At 49.7% G+C, this 20,510-nt stretch carries 20 protein-coding genes and 2 riboswitches; of the genes, 8 read left to right on the top strand and 12 right to left on the bottom strand.

From position 1 onward, the window contains the following. Positions 1 to 43: 43 nt before the first annotated feature. The 3 genes from EL268_RS04720 to EL268_RS04710 all read right to left on the bottom strand — a co-directional run bounded on the left by EL268_RS04720 (position 44) and on the right by EL268_RS04710 (position 2,027). Positions 44 to 892 carry a hypothetical protein gene (locus EL268_RS04720; RefSeq protein ID WP_106656274.1) on the bottom strand — a complete coding sequence of 283 codons (849 nt, stop codon included), beginning with the start codon at positions 890 to 892 and terminating at the stop codon, positions 44 to 46. Positions 893 to 975: 83 nt separating this feature from the next. After that, positions 976 to 1,167: a hypothetical protein gene (locus tag EL268_RS04715; protein WP_106656273.1), complete on the bottom strand. Its 192-nt coding sequence runs from the start codon at positions 1,165 to 1,167 to the stop codon at positions 976 to 978. Positions 1,168 to 1,214: 47 nt separating this feature from the next. After that, positions 1,215 to 2,027, bottom strand: coding sequence for a DUF2797 domain-containing protein (locus tag EL268_RS04710; RefSeq protein WP_106656272.1), 813 nt, complete (start codon positions 2,025 to 2,027; stop codon positions 1,215 to 1,217). 141 nt (positions 2,028 to 2,168) lie between these two features. Between EL268_RS04710 and EL268_RS04705 the strand changes: the two genes are divergently transcribed. Further along, on the top strand, positions 2,169 to 2,870 hold the full coding sequence (locus EL268_RS04705) for a polysaccharide deacetylase family protein (protein WP_106656271.1): 702 nt from the start codon (positions 2,169 to 2,171) through the stop codon (positions 2,868 to 2,870). 56 nt (positions 2,871 to 2,926) lie between these two features. Here EL268_RS04705 and EL268_RS04700 read toward each other — a convergent pair whose 3' ends face one another. Then, positions 2,927 to 3,655, bottom strand: coding sequence for an amino acid ABC transporter ATP-binding protein (locus tag EL268_RS04700; RefSeq protein ID WP_106656270.1), 729 nt, complete (start codon positions 3,653 to 3,655; stop codon positions 2,927 to 2,929). Positions 3,656 to 3,865: 210 nt separating this feature from the next. Here EL268_RS04700 and sppA point away from each other — a divergent pair, with 210 nt between their 5' ends. The 3 genes from sppA to EL268_RS04685 all read left to right on the top strand — a co-directional run bounded on the left by sppA (position 3,866) and on the right by EL268_RS04685 (position 6,481). Beyond that, entirely contained in the window at positions 3,866 to 4,831 is a 966-nt protein-coding gene (gene sppA, locus EL268_RS04695; protein ID WP_106656269.1) for a signal peptide peptidase SppA, read from the top strand. Between the two features lie 30 nt (positions 4,832 to 4,861). Next, complete coding sequence (locus EL268_RS04690; protein ID WP_106656268.1) at positions 4,862 to 5,353, top strand: RDD family protein; 492 nt, start codon at positions 4,862 to 4,864, stop codon at positions 5,351 to 5,353. Between the two features lie 117 nt (positions 5,354 to 5,470). After that, the gene (locus EL268_RS04685) at positions 5,471 to 6,481 is read left to right on the top strand and encodes a CAP domain-containing protein (protein ID WP_232030257.1); all 1,011 of its coding nucleotides are present in this window, start codon (positions 5,471 to 5,473) and stop codon (positions 6,479 to 6,481) included. A 354-nt stretch (positions 6,482 to 6,835) separates the two neighbouring features. Here EL268_RS04685 and EL268_RS04680 read toward each other — a convergent pair whose 3' ends face one another. The 8 genes from EL268_RS04680 to EL268_RS04645 all read right to left on the bottom strand — a co-directional run bounded on the left by EL268_RS04680 (position 6,836) and on the right by EL268_RS04645 (position 17,006). Next, positions 6,836 to 8,020 (bottom strand): MFS transporter, encoded by a 1,185-nt coding sequence (locus EL268_RS04680; protein ID WP_106656266.1) that lies wholly within the window; start codon positions 8,018 to 8,020, stop codon positions 6,836 to 6,838. A 28-nt stretch (positions 8,021 to 8,048) separates the two neighbouring features. After that, the gene (locus EL268_RS04675; RefSeq protein WP_106656265.1) at positions 8,049 to 10,133 is read right to left on the bottom strand and encodes an ABC transporter ATP-binding protein; all 2,085 of its coding nucleotides are present in this window, start codon (positions 10,131 to 10,133) and stop codon (positions 8,049 to 8,051) included. Positions 10,134 to 10,152: 19 nt separating this feature from the next. After that, entirely contained in the window at positions 10,153 to 11,895 is a 1,743-nt protein-coding gene (locus EL268_RS04670; RefSeq protein WP_106656264.1) for an ABC transporter ATP-binding protein, read from the bottom strand. Between the two features lie 136 nt (positions 11,896 to 12,031). Beyond that, a complete protein-coding gene (locus EL268_RS04665; RefSeq protein ID WP_106656263.1) occupies positions 12,032 to 12,607 on the bottom strand; it encodes a GNAT family N-acetyltransferase in 576 nt (191 codons plus the stop codon). A 99-nt stretch (positions 12,608 to 12,706) separates the two neighbouring features. Then, the gene (mtnA, locus tag EL268_RS04660) at positions 12,707 to 13,747 is read right to left on the bottom strand and encodes an S-methyl-5-thioribose-1-phosphate isomerase (protein ID WP_106656262.1); all 1,041 of its coding nucleotides are present in this window, start codon (positions 13,745 to 13,747) and stop codon (positions 12,707 to 12,709) included. After that, a complete protein-coding gene (mtnK, locus tag EL268_RS04655; RefSeq protein WP_106656261.1) occupies positions 13,744 to 14,973 on the bottom strand; it encodes an S-methyl-5-thioribose kinase in 1,230 nt (409 codons plus the stop codon). Before mtnK ends, mtnA begins: the two co-directional genes overlap by 4 nt. Positions 14,974 to 15,109: 136 nt before the next feature. Beyond that, positions 15,110 to 15,255, bottom strand: a riboswitch (SAM riboswitch). Positions 15,256 to 15,351: 96 nt separating this feature from the next. Continuing rightward, entirely contained in the window at positions 15,352 to 16,533 is a 1,182-nt protein-coding gene (locus EL268_RS04650; RefSeq protein ID WP_106656260.1) for an anti-sigma factor, read from the bottom strand. Then, positions 16,530 to 17,006 carry a sigma-70 family RNA polymerase sigma factor gene (locus EL268_RS04645; protein ID WP_106656259.1) on the bottom strand — a complete coding sequence of 159 codons (477 nt, stop codon included), beginning with the start codon at positions 17,004 to 17,006 and terminating at the stop codon, positions 16,530 to 16,532. Before EL268_RS04645 ends, EL268_RS04650 begins: the two co-directional genes overlap by 4 nt. A 172-nt stretch (positions 17,007 to 17,178) precedes the next feature. Continuing rightward, positions 17,179 to 17,355, top strand: a riboswitch (SAM riboswitch). 86 nt (positions 17,356 to 17,441) lie between these two features. On the opposite strand from EL268_RS04645, the gene EL268_RS04640 reads away from it, so the two are divergent. From EL268_RS04640 to EL268_RS04625, 4 genes are read left to right on the top strand one after another with little or no spacing between them, the layout of a single operon-like run. After that, positions 17,442 to 18,656 (top strand): 2,3-diketo-5-methylthiopentyl-1-phosphate enolase, encoded by a 1,215-nt coding sequence (locus EL268_RS04640; protein WP_106656258.1) that lies wholly within the window; start codon positions 17,442 to 17,444, stop codon positions 18,654 to 18,656. Then, positions 18,653 to 19,321 carry a 2-hydroxy-3-keto-5-methylthiopentenyl-1-phosphate phosphatase gene (locus EL268_RS04635; RefSeq protein ID WP_106656257.1) on the top strand — a complete coding sequence of 223 codons (669 nt, stop codon included), beginning with the start codon at positions 18,653 to 18,655 and terminating at the stop codon, positions 19,319 to 19,321. Before EL268_RS04640 ends, EL268_RS04635 begins: the two co-directional genes overlap by 4 nt. A gap of 3 nt (positions 19,322 to 19,324) precedes the next feature. Beyond that, entirely contained in the window at positions 19,325 to 19,981 is a 657-nt protein-coding gene (locus EL268_RS04630; protein ID WP_106656256.1) for a methylthioribulose 1-phosphate dehydratase, read from the top strand. A gap of 13 nt (positions 19,982 to 19,994) precedes the next feature. Beyond that, on the top strand, positions 19,995 to 20,507 hold the full coding sequence (locus tag EL268_RS04625; RefSeq protein ID WP_047073142.1) for a 1,2-dihydroxy-3-keto-5-methylthiopentene dioxygenase: 513 nt from the start codon (positions 19,995 to 19,997) through the stop codon (positions 20,505 to 20,507). The last annotated feature ends 3 nt before the right edge of the window (positions 20,508 to 20,510 follow it).

Here is a 20,510-nt window from a genome sequence, read left to right as displayed (position 1 = left end):
TTTGGTTTATGTCGTCGTTTCTTTCATTGTAAAAGAAGTACACCTAACGGACAACGGTTACCGTATTGTAAAACGTCACGCCAGATTCTGCAGTTTCCGGCACTTCAATCAGCAAGTAGTTATTAAGTATGGAACGATCTGCCCCTTCTCCAAATTCATATGTTTGATAATGGACGAGCATTTCTTCCACCCAGATTCTAATTCCCTCAATCTCCACCGAATCTGTTTCGCTCTGGGATGTTTTGATCAAGAGATAGGTTTTGCCGTTTAGAGCAGTGTTAAATGTATGGCCCTGACTGTTCTGAATAAGCGGCTTCGCCCACGCTTGGATTTGCAAATCGGCTTCGGCTAGCTCCATCACTCGATAGGTTGGATACATATCTTCCGGCAGCAGGTCTTGCTCTTTCTCCACATCCGTCCTATATCCAGCCGTCATGTTGTATCCTTCTACCGTCCACATTTGCCGATGATTACTCCTTTTTTTCATTATCACCTCGTACAGCATGCCGTCTGTCGTCGCTACAAGAATTCTCCTGGGATTTAATTGACTGCCTATCGTTTGAAAGCTCTCGATTTCCGTTTTCAACTCACTCTGCACAAAACGGCGGAGAACTTTTTTGTAGTTATGGTTGTCCGGATCTTTTTGCATTTGTAACAGCTCAGCTTCGTTATACTCGAGGCCTACACCCTTGTCGTCTGTCCAATCAAACTCTTCAACAACGGCGTCACGGTCCACCAACTTCTGACTCGCTTGTGTGGAAGTAACTGGCGTTGCAAGTGCTGCTTTTTTCGTATTCATATTTCCGATTTGTTTTGCTCCGATTTCGTACATCCCCCACATGCAACCGATTAGCACCATCGCTACCCAAAAAGAATGCAACCAGACTTGCATACCTCTGCCTCCTCACGTATTCACCGTGCTAAACAAAAACGACAGCCATCACTGTCTTCTGGCTGTCGTTCATACGCAAACTGCTATTGCGGCATGTTGCTTTCATTGCGCCTGCTTTTCGCAGTCTCTTCTTCATTCGTCCGAGCATCCGGGTTTACCTGCCACATTTGCGAAAGCGGCGAGAAGGGCACCCCTAGTTGCTTGGCATTCTGGTCTTCCACAGCCTCAGCCAGTGTCCCGGTTAAAGGCATGGTGTACTCAATGTGCTCATCCATCTGCCCATCCTCCTTCACATGTCCTAGTGTGAGGAGTTTGCACGTCATTATGCAGACGGTTTTGCTTTGATCTCGACTTGATAGCCAGCGTGCTTTCTCGCCTGGAATACACCATTGTCAAAAATCAAATACTGTGCTTTCACACCGATCAATCGCCCGCCGAGCTGTTCTTCTTTATCGAGTGTCTTGGAATTGATTTTATCCAGAGACTCCAGGATCGGATAGGCAATGTCTACCCATTCATCCTCGCGATATTGGAATGCTTTAAACTGTTCAGGAAAATGACCGTACACTTCGTCACGCATGGCGAGCAAGTCTATTTCCTTCACATCTCCCTTGAGCATTTTGCGCCAGTTGGTCTTGTCCGGCAAAAACTGACTCAAGTGGAATTCAAGCTCCCCAGCCATTCGACGCGTCGGAACCTCTGCAATTGGAATCGCGCGAATTGCGCCTTGATCCACCCAGCGTCTCAATTCATTATGCTTGCGAGTCAATCCTACCTTTATATCACTCGACACTGCCAGATAGACAAAATGAGGAATCATGCAATATCTCTCGCCGAAGCTCTCGTCCCGGCAAGTCCCCAAGTCAAAATGACATTCATGCGGCTTGACGATGCACAAGTCATTTTCCGGCAGTTTGGTAAAACAGGGATAGCAATACCCGCTGTTAAACGTCTTGTTTGTTTTGCGGCCACAGGCAATGCAGTTTTTTTCACCTAAAAACGAAATCGTCAATTCACTGCCCAGCCATTCATTAAGCGGAAGGCGATCTTCACCGATATTCAAATAGTAGTCTACCGGCTTGTCCCCTCCATGGTACTCGTGTGTTAGTCCTTGCAAAATACCGCGGAGTTCCACCAAACTCTCTCCTCTCCTATGTACGGTTCTTTCATTTTAACATAACCGCCGCATACTCTGACCGCTGTTTTCTTTTGGTAGCATGTTTTCCCTGGCAGGAGGTGAACCTAATCACATCCCAGAAGAAGGAGGCGATTGTCCATGCGCAAATGCATACGGTACGCCTTGCTTTTCGCCTGCCTTCTTGGCTACGGCACCCTACCTGCTTTCGCCCAACAAACACTGCCTTCGTATGAGCCGATCCACAGAATCGACACAGAGAAAAAGGTCGTCGCTCTTACTTTTGATGATGGGCCGGATGCTATCTATACGCCCAAAATTCTTGAGGTGCTGCATCAGTACAACGTTCGCGCTACGTTTTTTGTCCTTGGCTCACAAGTGGACAAGCATCCAAAGGTCATGCAGTGGATTTACAAGGCTGGGCATGAAATCGGCAACCATGGCTACCACCATTTTGATCTGAACAAGCTGACCGAGCATGAAGTATACGAAGAAATCAAGCATGCAGAACGCTCCATTTTGAAGACAACCGGTATTTTGGCGCAATATTACCGTCCCCCCTACGGCATCCTGACACATGACGTCATGAATGCGGTTCAATCCAGTGGCTACGACATCATTGTCTGGTCCGTTGATCCTCGTGATTGGTCTTTGGCACGCACGGCTAACGTCATTGCCAAAAGCGTCAAGAGCAATGTCTCCTCCGGGGATATCATCCTGTTTCATGATGGGGGTCTGAACCAAGCGCAAACAGTCGCTGCGCTCCGGGAGCTCATCACGGATTTGCGTTCGCAAGGCTATCGATTTGTCACGGTCAGTCAATTGTTGGATGCAGCAAAATAATACGGCACCAGTGCCTCGTTTTCATGAAACAAAACGAAGCGACTGGTGCCTTTCTTTTACGCCAATACCTTGCCCAAGAACGAACGCAAGCGATCATTAACGTTATTGCCAAAAACCTCACTGGGATGACCTTCTGCCATAATAATACCTTGATCCATAAAAATGATTCGGTCGCCCACTTCCTTGGCAAAATTCATTTCGTGCGTCACGATCACCATTGTCATGCCTTCTTTGGCTAAATTTTTGATGACGGCCAGCACCTCTCCTACAAGCTCCGGGTCCAGGGCGGATGTCGGCTCATCAAACAGCATAACCTTTGGATTCATGGCGAGCGCCCTTGCAATTGCCACTCGTTGCATCTGCCCCCCCGACAGCCGCTCGGGATACACATCAGCCTTATCCTGTAGCCCTACCTTCTGTAAGAGAGCCAAGCCTTGCTTGCGGGCTTCTTCCTGAGACATTTTCTTTACTTTTACAGGGGCCAGCATGACGTTTTCGAGTACCGTTTTATGCGGAAAAAGATTAAAGCGCTGAAAGACCATCCCGACCTCTTCTCTGACTTTATTAATATCGGTCTTGGGGTCTGACAAATCATGTCCGTTGATAACAATCCTTCCGCTGCTCATTTCCTCCAGCTGATTCAAGCAACGTAAAAACGTGCTCTTCCCCGAGCCTGACGGACCAATGACACAGACTACTTCCTTTTCTGCTACCTGAGTCGTAATGCCCTTCAACACTTTCAGATCGCCGTAGTTCTTCGTCAAATTCGACACCTGTATAATCATTTGTCTGTCCCCCTATTGCGATAGAACAAGCTTGTAGTTCTTGTATTTCTATTTTACCGCAATAGTCAAAAGATTGCATGAATTTACTATCCAGCCTTTTGGTCGTCATCCTCCATCCTCGTATCCGATCGCGTCAATCCATTTTTTCCAGTGCTCGTCCCATGCGTAACTCTGCCCTCAACGGCTCATGCTAAGTGCGAGGTGGTTTTCATGCATCGAAAAAAATGGGTCACTCTCGTCATCGTACTGGTCGTTTTTCTATTAGGGCTTTTGGTGGAGGGTATTTACGGGACTTACACGGAGCTCGTCGACCATCCTGGTTTCGCTTGGGAAGAAAATGTCGTATCGGGCTATGGCAACAGCAAAATTGTGCAGCTGTTTGTGAACGGCGTGATTTCGGGACAACAAAGCACCGCTGGGCTGCCCTCGATGACGGAGCTATTGACTGAACAGCTCCGCCGAATTGAAGAGGATGAGCTGGTAAAAGCCGTTGTCCTTCGCATTGATAGTCCAGGCGGAGAGGTCGTCGCTACAGATGAACTGCACAGACGCTTGCTGAAGCTCAAGCAGGTCCGCAATCTTCCCATCGTGGTCAGTATGGGCTCCACAGCAGCCTCAGGGGGCTATTACTTGGCCACAACAGGCGATGCGATTTTTGCCAATCCCAATACATTGACCGGTAGTCTCGGTGTGATTTTCAATTTGGTTAACTACAGTGAAGCAGCGAATAAGCTGGGTGTGCATCAATACGCGATCAAAAGCGGACGCTTTAAGGACATCGGCAGTCCAGCCCGGCCCTTGACCGACCCCGAGCGGCAAATTTTCCAAACACTCGTCAACGAAAGCTACAACAATTTCGTCGACGTTATCGTCAAAGGCCGCAACCTCTCCCGTCAACGCGTACTGGAAATCGCTGATGGCCGTGTCTATTCCGGTGAGCAAGCAAAACGCCTCGGGCTCATCGATGAATTCGGTGATTTGGAGGAAGCGACACGCTACGCTCTCTCTTTATCTGGAGAAAAAGAAGCCATGGTTATCCGCTATGCAGACCAGCTCTCCATCAGCAAGCTGTTATTTAGTATGAAGCAGTACTGGTCGAATCCTGATCCGCTGGGGCTCAATCGAATATGGGACCGCCAAAATTCACCTCGCCTACTGTATCAGTTCATGCCCTAGCCTGTTAAAACGAAAAAGGAGTGGCTTCCGATGAACCAGCTTCCCAACGAAGAAAAAGCACATGATCCCGATTCCCTTGACCCCTATTCAGAAGCCCATCCACAACATTTGTATGCGGGCTTCTGGATTCGTGTGGTAGCGTCGCTCCTCGATTCGCTGTTCTTGATCGGCATTAGCTACCTCATTTTCAATCCGTTGCGACGTTTTTTTGCCGTTCCATACGCCTCTTTTCACTTCATTGATTTGTTAGAGGTGTTGTTTGATCTCCTCTATATGATCTTGCTGACTTGGTGGACCGGACAAACCTTGGGAAAGCTGATCACAGGCATCCGTGTCATCAGTGCCAGACAGGCGCGAGGCAATCTGACTGGCGGACAGGTATTTTTACGCGAAGTCATCGGCAAATTCGTCTCTTCACTTGTGTTCGGACTGGGCTATCTATGGGTTGCCTGGCACCCACGAAAGCAAGGCTGGCATGATCTGATCGCCAAAACGTATGTCATCCGGGATCGTCGACCATAACCTCCGCTCTATTGCGGAGGTTTTATTTTTGCATCCTTGGTCCCTATTTTTGTAGCGGCTTCCTGCCGATACCATTACCAACAAGGCAGATCCTATCCCAACCGAGGAGGAAGATACATGCGTAAACACAAAGTAACCAGCATCCTCGCCCTGAGCCTTTCGCTGGCTCTGCTCGGCCACGTTGCCCCTGTCCTTCCTGTTTCAGCTGCACCTGCTGTCCCTCAAGCAGCAGCCGTTAAAACGAATAACGTCTATAACCTTCAGCTAGGAATGAGCACAGCACAGGTAGAACAAACATTAGGCAAGCCTGCCCGCATTGATCCTAGTCATACGGGTGTGGAATGGTGGATTTACAATCAAGATTTGAACAACTACATTCAAGTCGGCATGCAAAATGGCAAAGTCGTGACTTTGTTTACCAATGGAGCCAAGCTGAATCTGAATGGCATCACGATTGGCTCTACCACAAAAGACCTGCAAAACAGCTGGGGTGCACCGCAAAACACGCTGACGATCATCCCGAGTCTGCGTATCCAAAAAAATACCCTTACTCATCCGACCTATGTACAGAACAATCAGGCGATCACCTTCTCTATCGATCAGCTGGGTGGAAATAAGGTCGGAGGAGTGCGCATCTCTACTCCTGAGCATTTTGCCACCATTGCGATTGGCTTGATGTATCCCATTTCCTATTCGAAATTACCCGAACTGCCGAAACTGACAGACACACAGATAAAGCAGGCAGCGCTCGCATACGAGAAACAAAATTTGGACTTGCTCAACGTGGCGAGGCAACGTGCCAAGCTGCCTGTTGTCACTTGGGATGAACAAGTTGCAGCAGTGGCCAGAGCACACAGCCAAGACATGGCCCAGCATAACTTTTTCAACCATACTTCCCCCTCTACGGGAAGTCCGTTTGATCGTTTGAAACAAGCCGGCATTCGTTACAGCTCAGCTGGTGAAAATATTGCCTACGGACAGCTAGACGGGATCGAAGCCCACATGAGCTGGATGAACTCCGCAGGCCATCGTCAAAACTTGCTCTCTCCAAAATTCAAGCAGCTCGGTGTCGGTATTGTTATGAAAGACGGTCGCCCGTATTTCACACAAAATTTTGTCACCCGCTAACCCTACAGAAAAAAGACACGCCGTCGTCAATGGCGTGTCTTTTTTTGGGTGAAAACAAGAATAAAGCTATGGCTGCGAAGTTGCATTTGTAGTGGCAGGTGCAGGTGCAGACGGTGTCGGAGTCTGGCCGTCATCTGAGAAAAACGGGATGATTACCAGACTAAGCACGAAAAATAAGATCCAGGCAATGCCTCTTCTGAAAATGCATGGTGTCAGCATCGGGTAACCCCTTCCAATCATGCTGTTCTACTTACTATTCATACGCTTCCCTCCTTGATGCCCGTTTATGCTTTTTTGGGCAAAAAAAATAAAAGCCTCGCCAAAAAGCTTGGCGAAGCTTATCCATCCTTGTCTTTACCCCTGTTTTTGCAAGGGCATCGAATACGTCTGTTCCTGGGTTGCTTTTTGTTTGAAAAACAGGCAAGCTGCCGCAAAAACAATGAGCAGCGATCCCATCAGCCAAAAGATCGTCCACGGCTCCCACACGTCCATCAGCAGGCCATTCACATTCGGAGCCAAAATACTGGCGACACCAAAATTGACGCCCGCGATGATTCCTGCGGTAGGAACCATCGATGCTGGTAAAATATCTGCCGAAAAAGCCAAGCCCAGCGAGTAAAAAGAACCGACAGCCGCTCCTGCTATGGCCAACAACAGCATCATCAGCCATACGTTTTCACCTGCAAACGGGAACAGGAAGAAGGCCACTCCCCCAACAAGAGCGCACACGAGCATGACCTGCTTGCGTCCTATTCGGTCACTCAATGCCCCCAGCGGCATCTGCAAGATAATACTTCCCACGACAAACGACGGAAGAATCAAGGAAACCCATTCAACGGACAAACCGGTACGCAAGGCATAAACGGGGAAACTGCCGTTAAGTGACGTCTCCATGAATCCGTACAAAAACGAAGGAATGAGCGCCAGCCAAGCAAGCCGCAAAACAAACGCATATTTGTTTTGCTTCTTTTCCGTTTGTTCGATCTGTTCGGGAAACTCATTTTTGATCCTGGATAATAATAAGAAGGCAACCAGATACAAAACGAGCAAGCCGCCAAACGGTACCCAAATCCCCAAATGCAGCACGCTTAAGCCTAATGGACCAATACTAAAGCCCACTCCATAGGCCAGCCCGTAAATGGACAGATCGCGTCCCCGATTCTCGGGAGCTGCAATCTTGGTCACCCACATTTGGCTGGCGTAATGTAAACCGCTATCGCCCACACCCATCAATAAACGTAAAACGAACCAGATCGCCAAATGGTTGAACATCGGGATGAGTGCTGTTGCGATCGTCACCAACAGCAACCCCCATAATATCGTGGCCCGGTATCCAATGCGCCGCAGCGGGATTTCCAAAAATGGATTGACCATGACCATCCCAATATACAAAGCAGCGGCGTTGAGTCCATTCATCACGGATGAAACACCTTGTTTTTCCAATAAAACCGTCAGCATCGGGATCGTCAAGCCTTGACTTAACCCCGCAATGCCGACAACCAAAATCAACACCCAAAAGGTGTAACGTGACTGTGACATGGTGTTGTTTCTCCTTCCTAGCTCCCTACTAAGCACTCTCTACGGAAGCACTCCCCTGTTGAAGCTGATACATTTTTTGATAAAGACCATTTTGCGCCATGAGTTCATCATGTGTACCTCGCTCCATGATTTCTCCACGGGACAAAACAAGAATCTGGTCGGCATGCTGAATCGTCGACAATCGATGTGCAATGATGAATGTCGTCCTACCTTTTGATAGTACATGCAACGCTTCCTGAATAGCTAGCTCTGTTTCACTGTCAATGCTTGCCGTTGCTTCATCCAAGATCAGCATCGCGGGATCAGCAGCCAATGCCCGAGCAAAGGAAATCAATTGGCGTTGACCGGCGGATAGCGTCATGCCTCGCTCGACGACTGGTTCGTCATAACCGCCCGGCAGCTTGGAAATGAATTCGTCAGCACGTACCGCTTTTGCAGCCCGCTTCACTTCTTCATCCGTAACCGTCTCATTATACATACGAATATTGAATCCAATGCTTCCCGTAAACAAGAACGGGTCCTGCAAAACGAGTCCGACATGACTGCGCAATGAGTGCGTATCAATCTGTCTCATATCTTGCCCGTCGATCAAAATGCTTCCTTTTGTCACCGGATAGAACCCGAGCAGCAAATTCATCAGAGAGCTTTTTCCCGATCCGGTGTGCCCCACCAGTGCAATCGTCTGACCAGGCTGCGCCGTAAAGGAGACGTTTTTCAAGACGTAATCGTCACCCTGATATGCAAAAGAGACGTTTTCAAAAACAACCTCTCCACGCGGGCGCTCGATTTGTGCACCCGTTTCTTTCTTCTCTGGCAGCTCATCCATAATTTCGAAGACGCGTCCCGCCGAAATGGTCGCCTGCTGCATTTGGGACAACCGATTCATGATCATGTTGATCGGTTCGAAAAAACGTCCCATGTAATCGACAAAAGCAAAAAGCGCACCGAAGGAAATCGCGCTGTGGAAGGAAGTCGAGCCGTAATACCATACGATCAGGGTCAAGGAAATTTTCCAGATCAAATCTACCGCTGGGCGCAAAAGCAAGGATTCCAGATTGATTTCTTTCATCCGCACCTTGAAGTAGTCTTCGTTTACATCCGCAAACTCCTTTTGTACACCTTTCTCCCGACGAAAAGCCTGCACGATCGTCATGTTCTGGATCATTTCATTGATCGTTGTGTTCATATCACCGAGCTTCGCGCGAATCACTGCATAGTAGCGAGAGCTGTACCTTTGATACACGTAGACTAACAGTACGAGCACTGGCACCGTCAAAAAGCAGAAGAAGGCGAGCTGCGGCTGCAAGATGTAGAGCGCGATCAAGATTCCAATTAAATAAAGACCGTTTTGTACAAATGTGGCGAGCACACTTACATACAGCTCACGGATGGCTTCTGTATCATTGCTCACACGAGAGACAAGCGCACCTACTGGCGTTTTGTCAAAAAAGGCAACCGGGAGCTTTTGCAAATGGATAAACAGCTTCATCCGCATTTGCTGAATGATGCGCTGGGCGATCTTTTGCAGCCACAAAATCTGGACGTAGTTGAAACCAGCTGAGAGCAAGATCAGCACTCCATAACCTACGGACAGCCAGATAATTGGCAGGACATCCCCCTGATACATCGCCTTGACTTCCGCTGCGGTCAGCCGAATGCCTGTGAAGGTCGTGTTTTGTCCTGATTGATCCTTCGTTATTACCTCGAAGCGCTCCCTGCCGTTTTCTGGCGCAATCGGGGTGAATTGCTTCTCCCCGTTTTGATTCACTTTGCCTGAAATCAAGTAATAGGTCGTGCCTTCTGTCAGCACGGTTACTTCTTTTTGATTGATACTGTCCAAAGCAAGACCTGTCTCTGCTGCGACATCTTCACGAATATAGTTCGTACCGTTCAGTATGGCGACTTGCCCCGCTGCTTGTGGTGGCACTTCGTCCAGTTGATACCAAGGCTTTTGGATTGCCAGGATGTGATTATCAATCATGACCTTGGCTAAAAAAGGACCCGCCAGCTCTGCACTCGTTCCTAGCAAGAGCAGGAATAGCGCGCCCAGTATTTGCTTTTGAAATGGTCTGGCGTACTCGGTCAAACGCCCCCATACATTTTCTTTGCTCATGAAACGTTTTCCCCCTCTCTCAACCAGCCACATCCTGTTCCATTTGCTGTCGACGGTACTGCTCTGCATACCAGCCGTTGCGCTGCATCAGCTCGTCATGTGTCCCTCGTTCGACGATCTGCCCCTCATCCAGTACGAGAATCAGTTGGGCATGCTGGACGGCAGACAGACGATGAGCCGTAATAATCGTCGTTTTATCCGCGCGCTCTTGTCGCAGATGACGAAGGATGCTCTCCTCCGTCCTCGCGTCCACAGCCGATAAAGAATCGTCGAGAATCAGGATACCCGCATCCATCAAAAGAGCACGTGCAATGGAAATGCGTTGTTTCTGCCCCCCGGAGAGGGTGACCCCCTTCTCTCCAACCATGGTTTGCAATCCATCTCTGAATTGCGCCAGATCTCTCTTCATCTCCGCAAGCTCCAACGCACGCATCACTTCTTCGGTTGTCGCTTGGGGTTTCCCGAATGTCACATTTTCTGCAATCGTCCGTGAGAACAGCAAATGCTCCTGAGGCACATAGCCGATTTTTTCCCGCAGCGTATCGAAAGCGAGTCCCTCTATCGGGATGCTCCCGATAAACAGGGCTTGCTCCTTCATCTGATATTGATGCAATAAGGCACGGCATAGCGTCGACTTGCCGCTTCCCGTCCGCCCGACAATCCCAAGCGTCTCTCCTTCGCCTAAACGAAACGAGATGTCAGTGAGTGCCGGCTTGTCAGTGCATGGATACGTAAAGGAAAAATGGCGTGCTTCTACGGTATTGGCGATTTGGTTTGCAATCGGATTCGCTGACTCCGTCACATCTGGCTGCTCTACCATTAGCTCTGTAAAACGCTTGTGGGAAGCGCCGCCTCGCTGCAACACATTGACTAGCCAACCAAAGGCGAACATCGGCCAAATTAAAAGTCCCAAGTATAAATTGAACGCAACCAAATCCCCTAAGGAGATAGCGCTGGTGAACACCAAATACGTCCCATAGGCCAGACCAATCAAAAAGCTGAAGCCAATAATAATCGCGATCGTCGGCTCGAACAGGGCGTCGATCCGCGAAACGCTAACATTTCGCTCCAGCGTTTTTTCACTGACCCGGCGATATGCCTCGATATCGGCCTTTTCCTGAACAAATGCTCTCAATACCCGAACGCCCGATACGGATTGTTGGACATGATCATTCATCTCTCCGAAGGCTTCCTGCGCCAAGTAAAAACGCTCATGCAGCAACCTTCCATAGTAAGCCGTTGACCAAGCCAAAAATGGCATCGGGATCAGTGCAGCCAGCGTGAGCTTCCAATCAATCGCGGTCACCATGACGCCCAGTGTTAACAAGGTCATGAACAGCGCATCAACAAGCGTTAGCACCCCTGTGCTAGCCGTTTGTTCAATGGCAGGAATGTCGTTGGTAGCGACGGCCATCAGATCGCCACTGCGTTTGCGATGAAAAAACGACGGGGTCATTCTCGTCAAATGGGCAAATAGTCGCTCGCGCAGCGTCCTCTCCAGAATCAAGGCTCCCCCATTTAACAAGTACCGCCAGAGAAACCGCAATCCATACAAGCTAACACCCAACACGAGCAAGATGACCACTGTTTGCGTCAAGTCAGCGTCCGTCAGGGAGCTGTTGCGAATCGAATCCACCGTGTCCCCGATTAATTTCGGTGGCCAAAGCATGAGGACATCGATGATAAACAGCACAGAGATTCCAATGACATACCGTTTCCAATAGGCTCGGAAAAACCAAGATAATTGCCGAAGTGTCTGCATGTAAATCACCTCTATTTATTCAAACCTAACAGCAGGACTAAAAAAAGGGCTTGCGAATCACGCGCAGCCCTCTTGATCTGTCCTCACTATCGTAATTTACAGAATTTTCATTGTCAATCAAAGCATACAGTTCAATCTAAATTTTTTTATCGGTTTTCCAGTCAAGCCATTCCTCTTTTAACAGGCTGTATGTGGCATGATCCACGTAATGATCGTAAAGGAATTCATTCCGTCGGAGTACCCCTTCCAGTTGAAACCCTAAACGTTCCGGGATCGATCTGCTCTTGTAGTTTTCCGTAGCAGCCTGAATCGTTACTTTTTCCAAATCCCATGACCCGAAGATCAATACGTCCAGGTAGGTCGCCACTGCTTCTGTCATCAGGCCCTTGCCCTGAAATTGCGCACCCAGCCAATAGCCAATGGACGTCTTTTTGTTGATCCAATCCACCGTATGTACGCCGACTGTACCAGCCAGACGTCCTTGGTACCAAATGCCGTAGTTGATGCCGCGATTATCGTTGTACTGATTGATCGTCGCTTGGATGAATTGACGCGAATCCTCTACCTTCTTCGTATAATTCAGCCAAGGCAGCCATTCCATAAGATTCTCCCGGTTCGAATCCGTAAGCAAAAATAACTCCTCAGCATCAGCTAATTCTAATTGTTTCAAGTACGTATCTTCATTGATTGCTATCCGTTGAATCGTTTGCATACGTATCTCCCCTTTTCTTGGATATTTTACTGGAAAACGCCAAAATGAGCAAAAAGCGCCCGCCAGCAACAATACGGCGAACGCTTATTAAAAGTTCTTTTATTTTTTGCTATTGCCGATCTCTTCCGGCTTGAAAATACCTGTCTCCGTGACGATCGCAGTAATGTACTTCGCAGGCGTTACATCGAACGCAGGATTGTACACCTTGATATCGTCTGGAGCAACCTGTTTGCCCAAGCCATGGGTAATTTCCTCGGCTGGACGCTCTTCAATCGGAATATCTGCGCCTGTCGGTGTTTCCAAATCGACGGAGGACAAGGGAGCTGCCACGTAAAAAGGAATGCCGTGAGCTTTTGCCAATACCGCTACCCCATACGTACCGATTTTGTTGGCGACATCTCCATTCGCTGCTACGCGGTCTGTACCCACGATGACAGCCTCTACTTTCCCTTGAGACATCACCATCGCCGCCATGTTGTCGCAGATCAGCGTCACATCAATCCCTGCTTGTTGCAACTCGAATGCAGTAAGACGGGCGCCTTGCAGGACAGGACGGGTTTCGTCCGCGTACACCTTCAGGTTCCAGCCGCGTTCCTTTGCCAAATAAAATGGAGCAGTAGCCGTACCGTACGCTGCTGTAGCCAATGCCCCTGGATTACAGTGCGTGAGAATTCCCATCCCGTCATGCAACAGAGTGAGCAAATGCTCTCCGATGGTCCGGCATACTTCAGCGTCTTCCTTTTGAATCGCCAGTGCTTCATCCAGCACTGCCGCCTTCAACTCGGCAATCGACGCTCCACTTTCTTTTTCAACGCGAGCCTTGATGCGATCCAACGCCCAGAACAGATTCACGGCTGTCGGACGGGAAGAACCCAAATAATCTGCCTGCTGGTTCAGCTCCTGCCAAAACTCGTCGTAGTTACTCGCTTCACTGCCACGAATACCAAGGTAGAGCCCGTAAGCCGCCGCCATGCCAATCGCTGGTGCGCCACGCACTTCCAAGCGGCGGATGGAACCCCATACTTGCTCGGAGGTAGTCAAGTTCAAATAAATCGTTTCTACTGGCAGACGCGTCTGGTCAAGCAAGACCAATGCATCATTCTCCCACTTTACAGGTGCCAATTGGGTGCTGGTTGTCATACTGTTGTAGCCTCCTGATAGTAGCGTTCAGTTACTCTCCGTACGATGTCCGTGATATCCGTCGATTCGTCAATGCCGCCGCGACCGAGAATCAACGCTTCTCCAATCGAGAGAGCCAGACGCTCTGCTTCTGCGCGAGTCTGGTTGTCTTCAATGGCATTCAGGTCCGCTACGCCTGCCAAGCCGATGACACGGCGCAAGATTTTGCATCCGGCATAGCCTGCTGTATCCTGAATCAAGCGTTTCACGTAGCTTTGCCACAGTCCTTCGACATGGGCGCTGCGCTCTTTGGCGTGCTTGTGCCAGAGCTGAACGAATTGCGAAACGAATTCATTCCAGACATCCTCGACCGTTTCCAGTAAGTATTCGCGGTACGCTTCCCGTTCTCCTTGATCTTTTTGCAAACCGTGCTGTCCTGCGTAGTTGAGCAGCAGATTGGCAATGACCGCCCCGATGTCAAAACCGATTGGGCCGTAGTAAGCGAACTCTGGGTCGATTGCTTTCAAGCTGTTTTCCGTGATGAAAATACTTCCGGTATGCAAGTCGCCATGCAATAGCGCTTCCGAGCGGGTAAGGAAATCGTATTTCAGCTTGGCGATTTCCAGCTTCAGCGGCCTGTTGTTCCAGATCGCCTCGACTTCCCGGCGAATCAACGGGTTGAAGTCGTTGGTAGGCGCATTTTCATACGGATCGGTAAAAACGAGATCTTCTGTGATTTTGCATAATTCTGGATTTATGAATGTTCGGACTAACGCTTTTTTATCGTACGGATGTGCACCCAGATCGGATGTGAAGAACAAGGTTTGCGCGAGAAAACGACCAATTTGCTTCGCGAATAGCGGGTACCGCTTTCCTTCGATCAGACCTTTGCGCATGATGATGTGGTCCCCGACGTTTTCCATGACAGTCAACGCAAGTTCCCCGTCGAAATGATACACCTGTGGCACCAAGTCTGGAACGTATTTGTACTGAATGCGGAGTGCCTCGCTCTCGATGCGAGCCCGATCAATCGTAAGCGGCCAAGATTCTCCCACGACGCGGGCAAAAGGCAGTGCTTGCTTGACAATGACGCTCTTACCGGTTGCCGGCTCCTGAATATCAAAGACCAGATTGAGGTTGCCATCCCCGATTTCGCGGCTGGTCAGCTCTGCTCCTTCGCTAAAAAGACCCGGTATTCCTTTTACGTACTCCACTGCTTCCTGTTCAGTCAATGCGCGATATGCCATGATTCCAAAACTCCCCTCTACGTATTTTTCCTCTATCTCTACTTGTTTGGTTTGTGTCCCGAGAGTGAAAAAAAAGACCTCTTTTCCCGAAGAAAAGAGGTCGCTGTCGTCACGTGTAAGAACCGTGTTGATGTCCCCCTTATCTTCCAGACCACTTTTGTTTCTGCAGGAATTAGCACCGTGCATGTCGCCTGTCAATCAGTCGCTTCCTCGCGTCTGAATGGCGTCATGTCGGTTGCCGGGTATCATCGGGCCAGTCCCTCCACCTTCTCTGGATAAGGTATCCAAAACGTATTCGGTTTTTGATTTAGTTTGAATCATACAACCAACGCTTCCACGATGTCAACACCCTTTTGTGCAAAAATTCGCACCTTGCAATTAGTAGGTGTAATGAGTTCCCGATACCGTAGGGTTATCCCAATTCCACCAGTCTACTTTGCCTAAAAGCGCTGCTGTTATCGACCTTTCAGCCTTGAGCTTAAGCAGTTCTTTCGTAGGTCCTGTCAGGACAGCGCCGTAGATTCGCACTCCGTTTTGTTGCATGTAGTTGTATCGTTCTGTGATTTGTGGGTCGCTACGAAATAACAAGGATCTGCCGATATCGCTAGTCAAACCTTCTTGCTCGGACAAGTACTTCATTTCGTTCAGATAAGTCGCCATCCGCCTATCTCCTTCCCCGTTTACAAGAATAGGTTCACCATAATTCAGCTCCCTTTCTGCAAAACCCCATACTTTTCCCGGTCCTAACATCAATTGTCCCTCTTGACTCTCTTTGGTCTCGATCCCTGTGTCTACGGCAAACCAAACCGTATCTTGTCCCGAAGAGGTAACATGGCGGGAAACCAATTCATAGTACTCCTCGTACGTCAGGAAGCGATCGAAGGAAATCGCAAGCTGAGAAACCGTTCCCTCTGGCAGCTTCTCCATCGTCGTCCAGGCAGGTGAAGTTCGAGATTCCGTATCCCCCATTTCCCCGTCTGTCGGATAACGGAAATACAGCTTCTGTTCTCTAACCCCATTTGGCCATTTCGGCCCAGCGTTTACGTTCCACAGCACATTTGTGCTTTCAAAGCGGCCAGCGTTCTTTTCTTCCGCTCCAACCCTCTCACGCAGTTCCATGCTGATATTGCCGTACAGCAATCCGACCTGCGAACCACTACCGCCTACACTGACACCTGGCTGCGTAAAATTGACCATCGACTTCGCAACGCGGTACAGATCTTCATGCATCAGTGATCCAACCCAGCCATTCAAAAAAAACAACACAACTCCGGCCAAAAAGGGAAGCCCTATAGTGAATCCAGCGTTGGACAACCGATTTTTCCACTTCCCCCGGCGAACAATGGCGCGCTGTTTTTCAGCTGACAGCGTTTCAGGCTGTTTGGTTTTCGCGTTGACCTCTCCCATTTCTTCCCCCAGCAAAAGCCTCTCCAACCGCTGTGCATATTCCTCGTCAGCAGCTATTTCCTCCTCGAATTGTTTTGAATCTTCTTCCGCCATTTCCCCACGCAAATAAGCAAGCAGTCTTTGCTCGCGATTATTCTCATCCTTGTTCATCATCGGCTTTCCTCCCACCACAACTGCCGCATCTTTTGCCGTCCCCGAAACAAGGAACGTTTGACGTCTGCCAGCTCGATCCCGAGTACCACGGCCATTTCCGCGTAGGAAAACTGCATGGTAGATAACAAAACGACCTGTCTCTGCTTTTCCGGAAGCTTCTCCAAATAATCATGGGCCACTTCCCACAGCTCCTTGTTCACGACATGCTCTGCCGGATCGACCGCAGAATGATCACGCCGCTCTGGCAGGGCTTCCACAAACGCAAATCGTTGTTTCGTCTTCTTGCGATAACCGTCCACGAAAGCGTGATAGGCCACCTTGAACAGCCAGGGCCGTACTTTTTCTCCACGGTAGTCGTCCAAGGAAGAGAAGGCACGACAAAAGGTTTCCTGTGTCAAATCCTCTGCCAGCCTCTCATCTCGTGTCAGCCGGAAAAGATAGCGGTAAATATCGTTTACATGCAGCTGGTACACATCCTCCAGACCTACTTTCCCAAGCCGTTCACACCCCTTCCTCCCTTACCACGAAGAAATTGCCAAAAAGTTTCACCTTCGTCTTATTTTTCTAATAACCTGCTGCACATTCTCTGCAAAAACAAAGATTGACTCCTGACAATGAACGTCATATCATGGGGGAAACGAATAACTCTTATCGCGAGCTGGCTGAGGGACTGGCCCTATGATGCCCGGCAACCGGCGCTATACCATGAAACGTACGATGATAATGCGTACCTTGGATAGCGAAACGGTGCTAATTCCAACGGATAAGAGTCGAGATGGAGCGTCTTTGGCTCGTCTCGGCTACTGACCCGAGAGATGAGAGGAGACGAGACGCTTTCATAGTCGACAACCGCCTCCCTGCTCAAAGGGGAGGCTTTTTTAATTCATACAAGGAGGATTAGACGTACCATGAGTGAACAACGTATCCTCGTTACCTATCTCACACAAGCAAAAGACTTGAACAAGAAAGCGCAAGCCATTGCTGTCGGTATGACAGTCGGCTCCTGGACGGACCTGCCGCTTGCCAAGCAAGCTGAGCTAGCACCGTATCTCGGTGAAGCCGTGAGCGCGACACCACTTGCGACACTGGAAAACGGAGAAACACGCGGTCTGATTACCGTCAGCTATCCGACTCGTAATTTTACAGCGGACATTCCATCCCTGTTGACCGGAATATTCGGCAAACTATCGATGGATGGCAAAATCAAGCTCGTCGACATCGTTTTCCCTGACTCATTCCTCCAGGCTTTTCCGGGACCCAAGTTCGGCATTGATGGTCTGCGCGAACGTTTAGGGGCACATAACCGTCCGCTCTTGATGAGCATTTTCAAATCGTGCCTGGGTCTTCCTTTCGACGATCTGAAGACGCAATTCCGGGCGCAAGCCTTGGGTGGAGTCGATCTCGTGAAAGATGACGAAATCTTCTTTGCAGATGACCGTGCTCCTTTTATCGAACGGATCAAAGCGTTCAAGCAAATCGCACAAGAGACGGAAGCCGAAACAGGCAAGCCCGTCCTCTATGCAGCCAACTTGACTGGACCTGTGCATGAGCTGAACGAAAAAGCGAAACGTGCAGTAGATGCGGGTGCTGACTGCCTCTTGTTCAACGTGCTGGCCTTTGGTTTCGATGCCCTGCATCGTTTGGCAGCCGATCCTGATGTACACGTACCGATCATGGCACATCCAGCATTGGCAGGCGCTTACTATCCATCGCCTGACTACGGTATCGCCACCCCGCTTCTGCTCGGAACGTTGATGCGTGTAGCTGGGGCAGATTTAGTGCTCTTCCCATCTCCATATGGCAATGTCGCCTTGGACAAAACAGAAGCGTTGCAGCTCGCCAAGCATTTGACCGACCCGCTGAACGGTGTCCGCCGTTCCTTCCCGGTTCCGTCTGCCGGCATTCATCCAGGGCTGGTTCCACAGCTGTATCAAGACTTTGGTTTAGATCAAATCGTCAATGCAGGAGGCGGAATCCACGGTCATCCCGGTGGAGCAACCGCAGGAGCGAAAGCGTTCGTTGCTGCGATTGAGGCTGTCACCGCTGGCCGAACATTGGAAGAAGCCGCAGCGGAATCACAAGAGCTGGCGATCGCCCTGGAAAAGTGGGGTGGCGCACGATGAGCAAAAAGCTCGTCCTGTTCTGCGATTTCGACGGAACGATTACCGAAAAAGACAACATTGTAGCGATTGTCCGCAAGTTTGCTCCCCCTGAGTGGGAAGCCTTGACGGAGCAAATCCTTTCACAAAAAATAAGCGTTCAGGAAGGGGTCGGCAAGCTGTTTCAGCTCCTGCCCTCCTCCTTGCGCCAGGACATTATCGATTTTATTGTCCAAGAAGCGACCATCCGCCCAGGATTTGCCGAATTCGTGAGCTATTGCCGCGAAGAAGGCATCGAGCTGTTGATCACGAGTGGCGGCATCGACTTTTTCCTGGAGCCTATCCTGGCACCATTCGATCTCTCCGGTGTGCCGATTTACTGCAATGGCAGTGATTTCAGCGGAGAGCGCATCATCATTACGTGGCCCAACGCTTGCGATGAACATTGCTCGAACGGCTGCGGCATGTGCAAGACAACCATCATCCGCCGTTACGATCCAGCAAGTCATTTTCGTATCGTCATCGGCGACTCCATTACGGATTTGGCTGGAGCCAAAATCGCTGACTATGTGATTGCCCGTTCCTTCCTCGCTGACAAGGCGGAAGAGCTGCAATTGCCGCATAGCAAGTTTGCCACATTCCACGACGTAATTCGCATTTTACAGCAAGTCCAACAGGAGGTTGTCTAAATCATGACCGCAACACTCGAACAACGTCTGGATGCCTTTCGCCGTCTGGATGACGCCAAGCTGACATTTGCCCGCCGGGACTGGTTTCCCGGCACCAGTGGCAATCTCTCCATAAAGATACAAAATGATCCCTTGCAATTTGCCGTAACGGCAAGTGGCAAAGACAAAACCAAGCTGTCCCCTGAAGATTATTTGGTCGTGGATCAAGACTCGCGTCCGGTGGATGAAACTGCACTCAAGCCTTCCGCGGAAACACTCATCCACGCTGTCGTCTACAAAACGTTCCCGAAGGCAGGTGCTTGCTTCCACGTCCATACCGTGTGGAACAACCTCATTTCCGAGCTGTACTTTGGACAACGCGCTTTCTCCATTCAAGGACAAGAGCTAATCAAGGGACTTGGAATCTGGGAAGAAAACGCGCGCATTACTGTTCCGATTGTTGAGAACTTTGCCGATATTCCGACCTTGGCTGCCGAAATTGAAAAAGTGATCACACCAGAAGTTCCTGGCGTACTCATCCGTAACCACGGTATCTACACCTGGGGCGGAAATGACTTCGAAGCCAAGCGCCACCTGGAAGCTTTTGAATTCCTATTCGAGTATCACGCCCGCTGGCTGCAATTGCGCCAAGCAGTCGTGTCCACTACAACCACCAATTAAGGAGGAATAAACGATGGCACAAATTCGTTTTCACGACAACAATGAGTACATCTCAGCACCCGAGGAAGTTGTCTCCTTCCTGGACACTCAAGAGATCATTTACGAAAAATGGGGCGTGGATCGCCTTGATCCAAAGCACCGTGATAACTACAGCCCGACAGACGAAGAAAAACAAGAGATTCTCGACACCTTCAAGCCGGAAATCGATGCGATCAGTAAACGTCGCGGTTACTTGACAGCAGACATTATCGTCCTCTCTGACAAAACGCCTAACCTCGACGAGTTGCTGGTGAAATTCAAGGGCGAGCATCACCACACCGACGATGAGTGCCGCTTCTGCGTCGATGGTCACGGTATTTTCGCTATCAAAGGCAAAGACGGTCGCTACTTCGACGTCGAGCTGGAGCCAGGCGATCTGATCTCCGTACCGCCGAACTACCGCCACTACTTCACCCTGATGGACGACCGCAAAATCAAAGCGATTCGCCTGTTCGTCACTCCTGCAGGCTGGGAAGCGATCTATTAAATA

Origin of the sequence: Brevibacillus brevis, from assembly GCF_900637055.1 — a bacterium.
GTDB lineage: Bacteria > Bacillota > Bacilli > Brevibacillales > Brevibacillaceae > Brevibacillus > Brevibacillus brevis.
The sequence above is the reverse complement of the archived record's forward strand: the minus strand, read 5'-3'. Positions and strand labels throughout refer to the sequence as shown.

Coding starts and splice junctions, on each gene's coding strand:
- EL268_RS04720 (WP_106656274.1), bottom strand. CDS start 892: ATGCAAGTCTGGTTGCATTCTTTTTGGGTAGCGATGGTGCTAATCGGT.
- EL268_RS04715 (WP_106656273.1), bottom strand. CDS start 1,167: ATGGATGAGCACATTGAGTACACCATGCCTTTAACCGGGACACTGGCT.
- EL268_RS04705 (WP_106656271.1), top strand. CDS start 2,169: ATGCGCAAATGCATACGGTACGCCTTGCTTTTCGCCTGCCTTCTTGGC.
- EL268_RS04700 (WP_106656270.1), bottom strand. CDS start 3,655: ATGATTATACAGGTGTCGAATTTGACGAAGAACTACGGCGATCTGAAA.
- sppA (WP_106656269.1), top strand. CDS start 3,866: ATGCATCGAAAAAAATGGGTCACTCTCGTCATCGTACTGGTCGTTTTT.
- EL268_RS04690 (WP_106656268.1), top strand. CDS start 4,862: ATGAACCAGCTTCCCAACGAAGAAAAAGCACATGATCCCGATTCCCTT.
- EL268_RS04685 (WP_232030257.1), top strand. CDS start 5,471: ATGCGTAAACACAAAGTAACCAGCATCCTCGCCCTGAGCCTTTCGCTG.
- EL268_RS04680 (WP_106656266.1), bottom strand. CDS start 8,020: ATGTCACAGTCACGTTACACCTTTTGGGTGTTGATTTTGGTTGTCGGC.
- EL268_RS04675 (WP_106656265.1), bottom strand. CDS start 10,133: ATGAGCAAAGAAAATGTATGGGGGCGTTTGACCGAGTACGCCAGACCA.
- EL268_RS04670 (WP_106656264.1), bottom strand. CDS start 11,895: ATGCAGACACTTCGGCAATTATCTTGGTTTTTCCGAGCCTATTGGAAA.
- EL268_RS04665 (WP_106656263.1), bottom strand. CDS start 12,607: ATGCAAACGATTCAACGGATAGCAATCAATGAAGATACGTACTTGAAA.
- mtnA (WP_106656262.1), bottom strand. CDS start 13,747: ATGACAACCAGCACCCAATTGGCACCTGTAAAGTGGGAGAATGATGCA.
- mtnK (WP_106656261.1), bottom strand. CDS start 14,973: ATGGCATATCGCGCATTGACTGAACAGGAAGCAGTGGAGTACGTAAAA.
- EL268_RS04650 (WP_106656260.1), bottom strand. CDS start 16,533: ATGATGAACAAGGATGAGAATAATCGCGAGCAAAGACTGCTTGCTTAT.
- EL268_RS04640 (WP_106656258.1), top strand. CDS start 17,442: ATGAGTGAACAACGTATCCTCGTTACCTATCTCACACAAGCAAAAGAC.
- EL268_RS04635 (WP_106656257.1), top strand. CDS start 18,653: ATGAGCAAAAAGCTCGTCCTGTTCTGCGATTTCGACGGAACGATTACC.
- EL268_RS04630 (WP_106656256.1), top strand. CDS start 19,325: ATGACCGCAACACTCGAACAACGTCTGGATGCCTTTCGCCGTCTGGAT.
- EL268_RS04625 (WP_047073142.1), top strand. CDS start 19,995: ATGGCACAAATTCGTTTTCACGACAACAATGAGTACATCTCAGCACCC.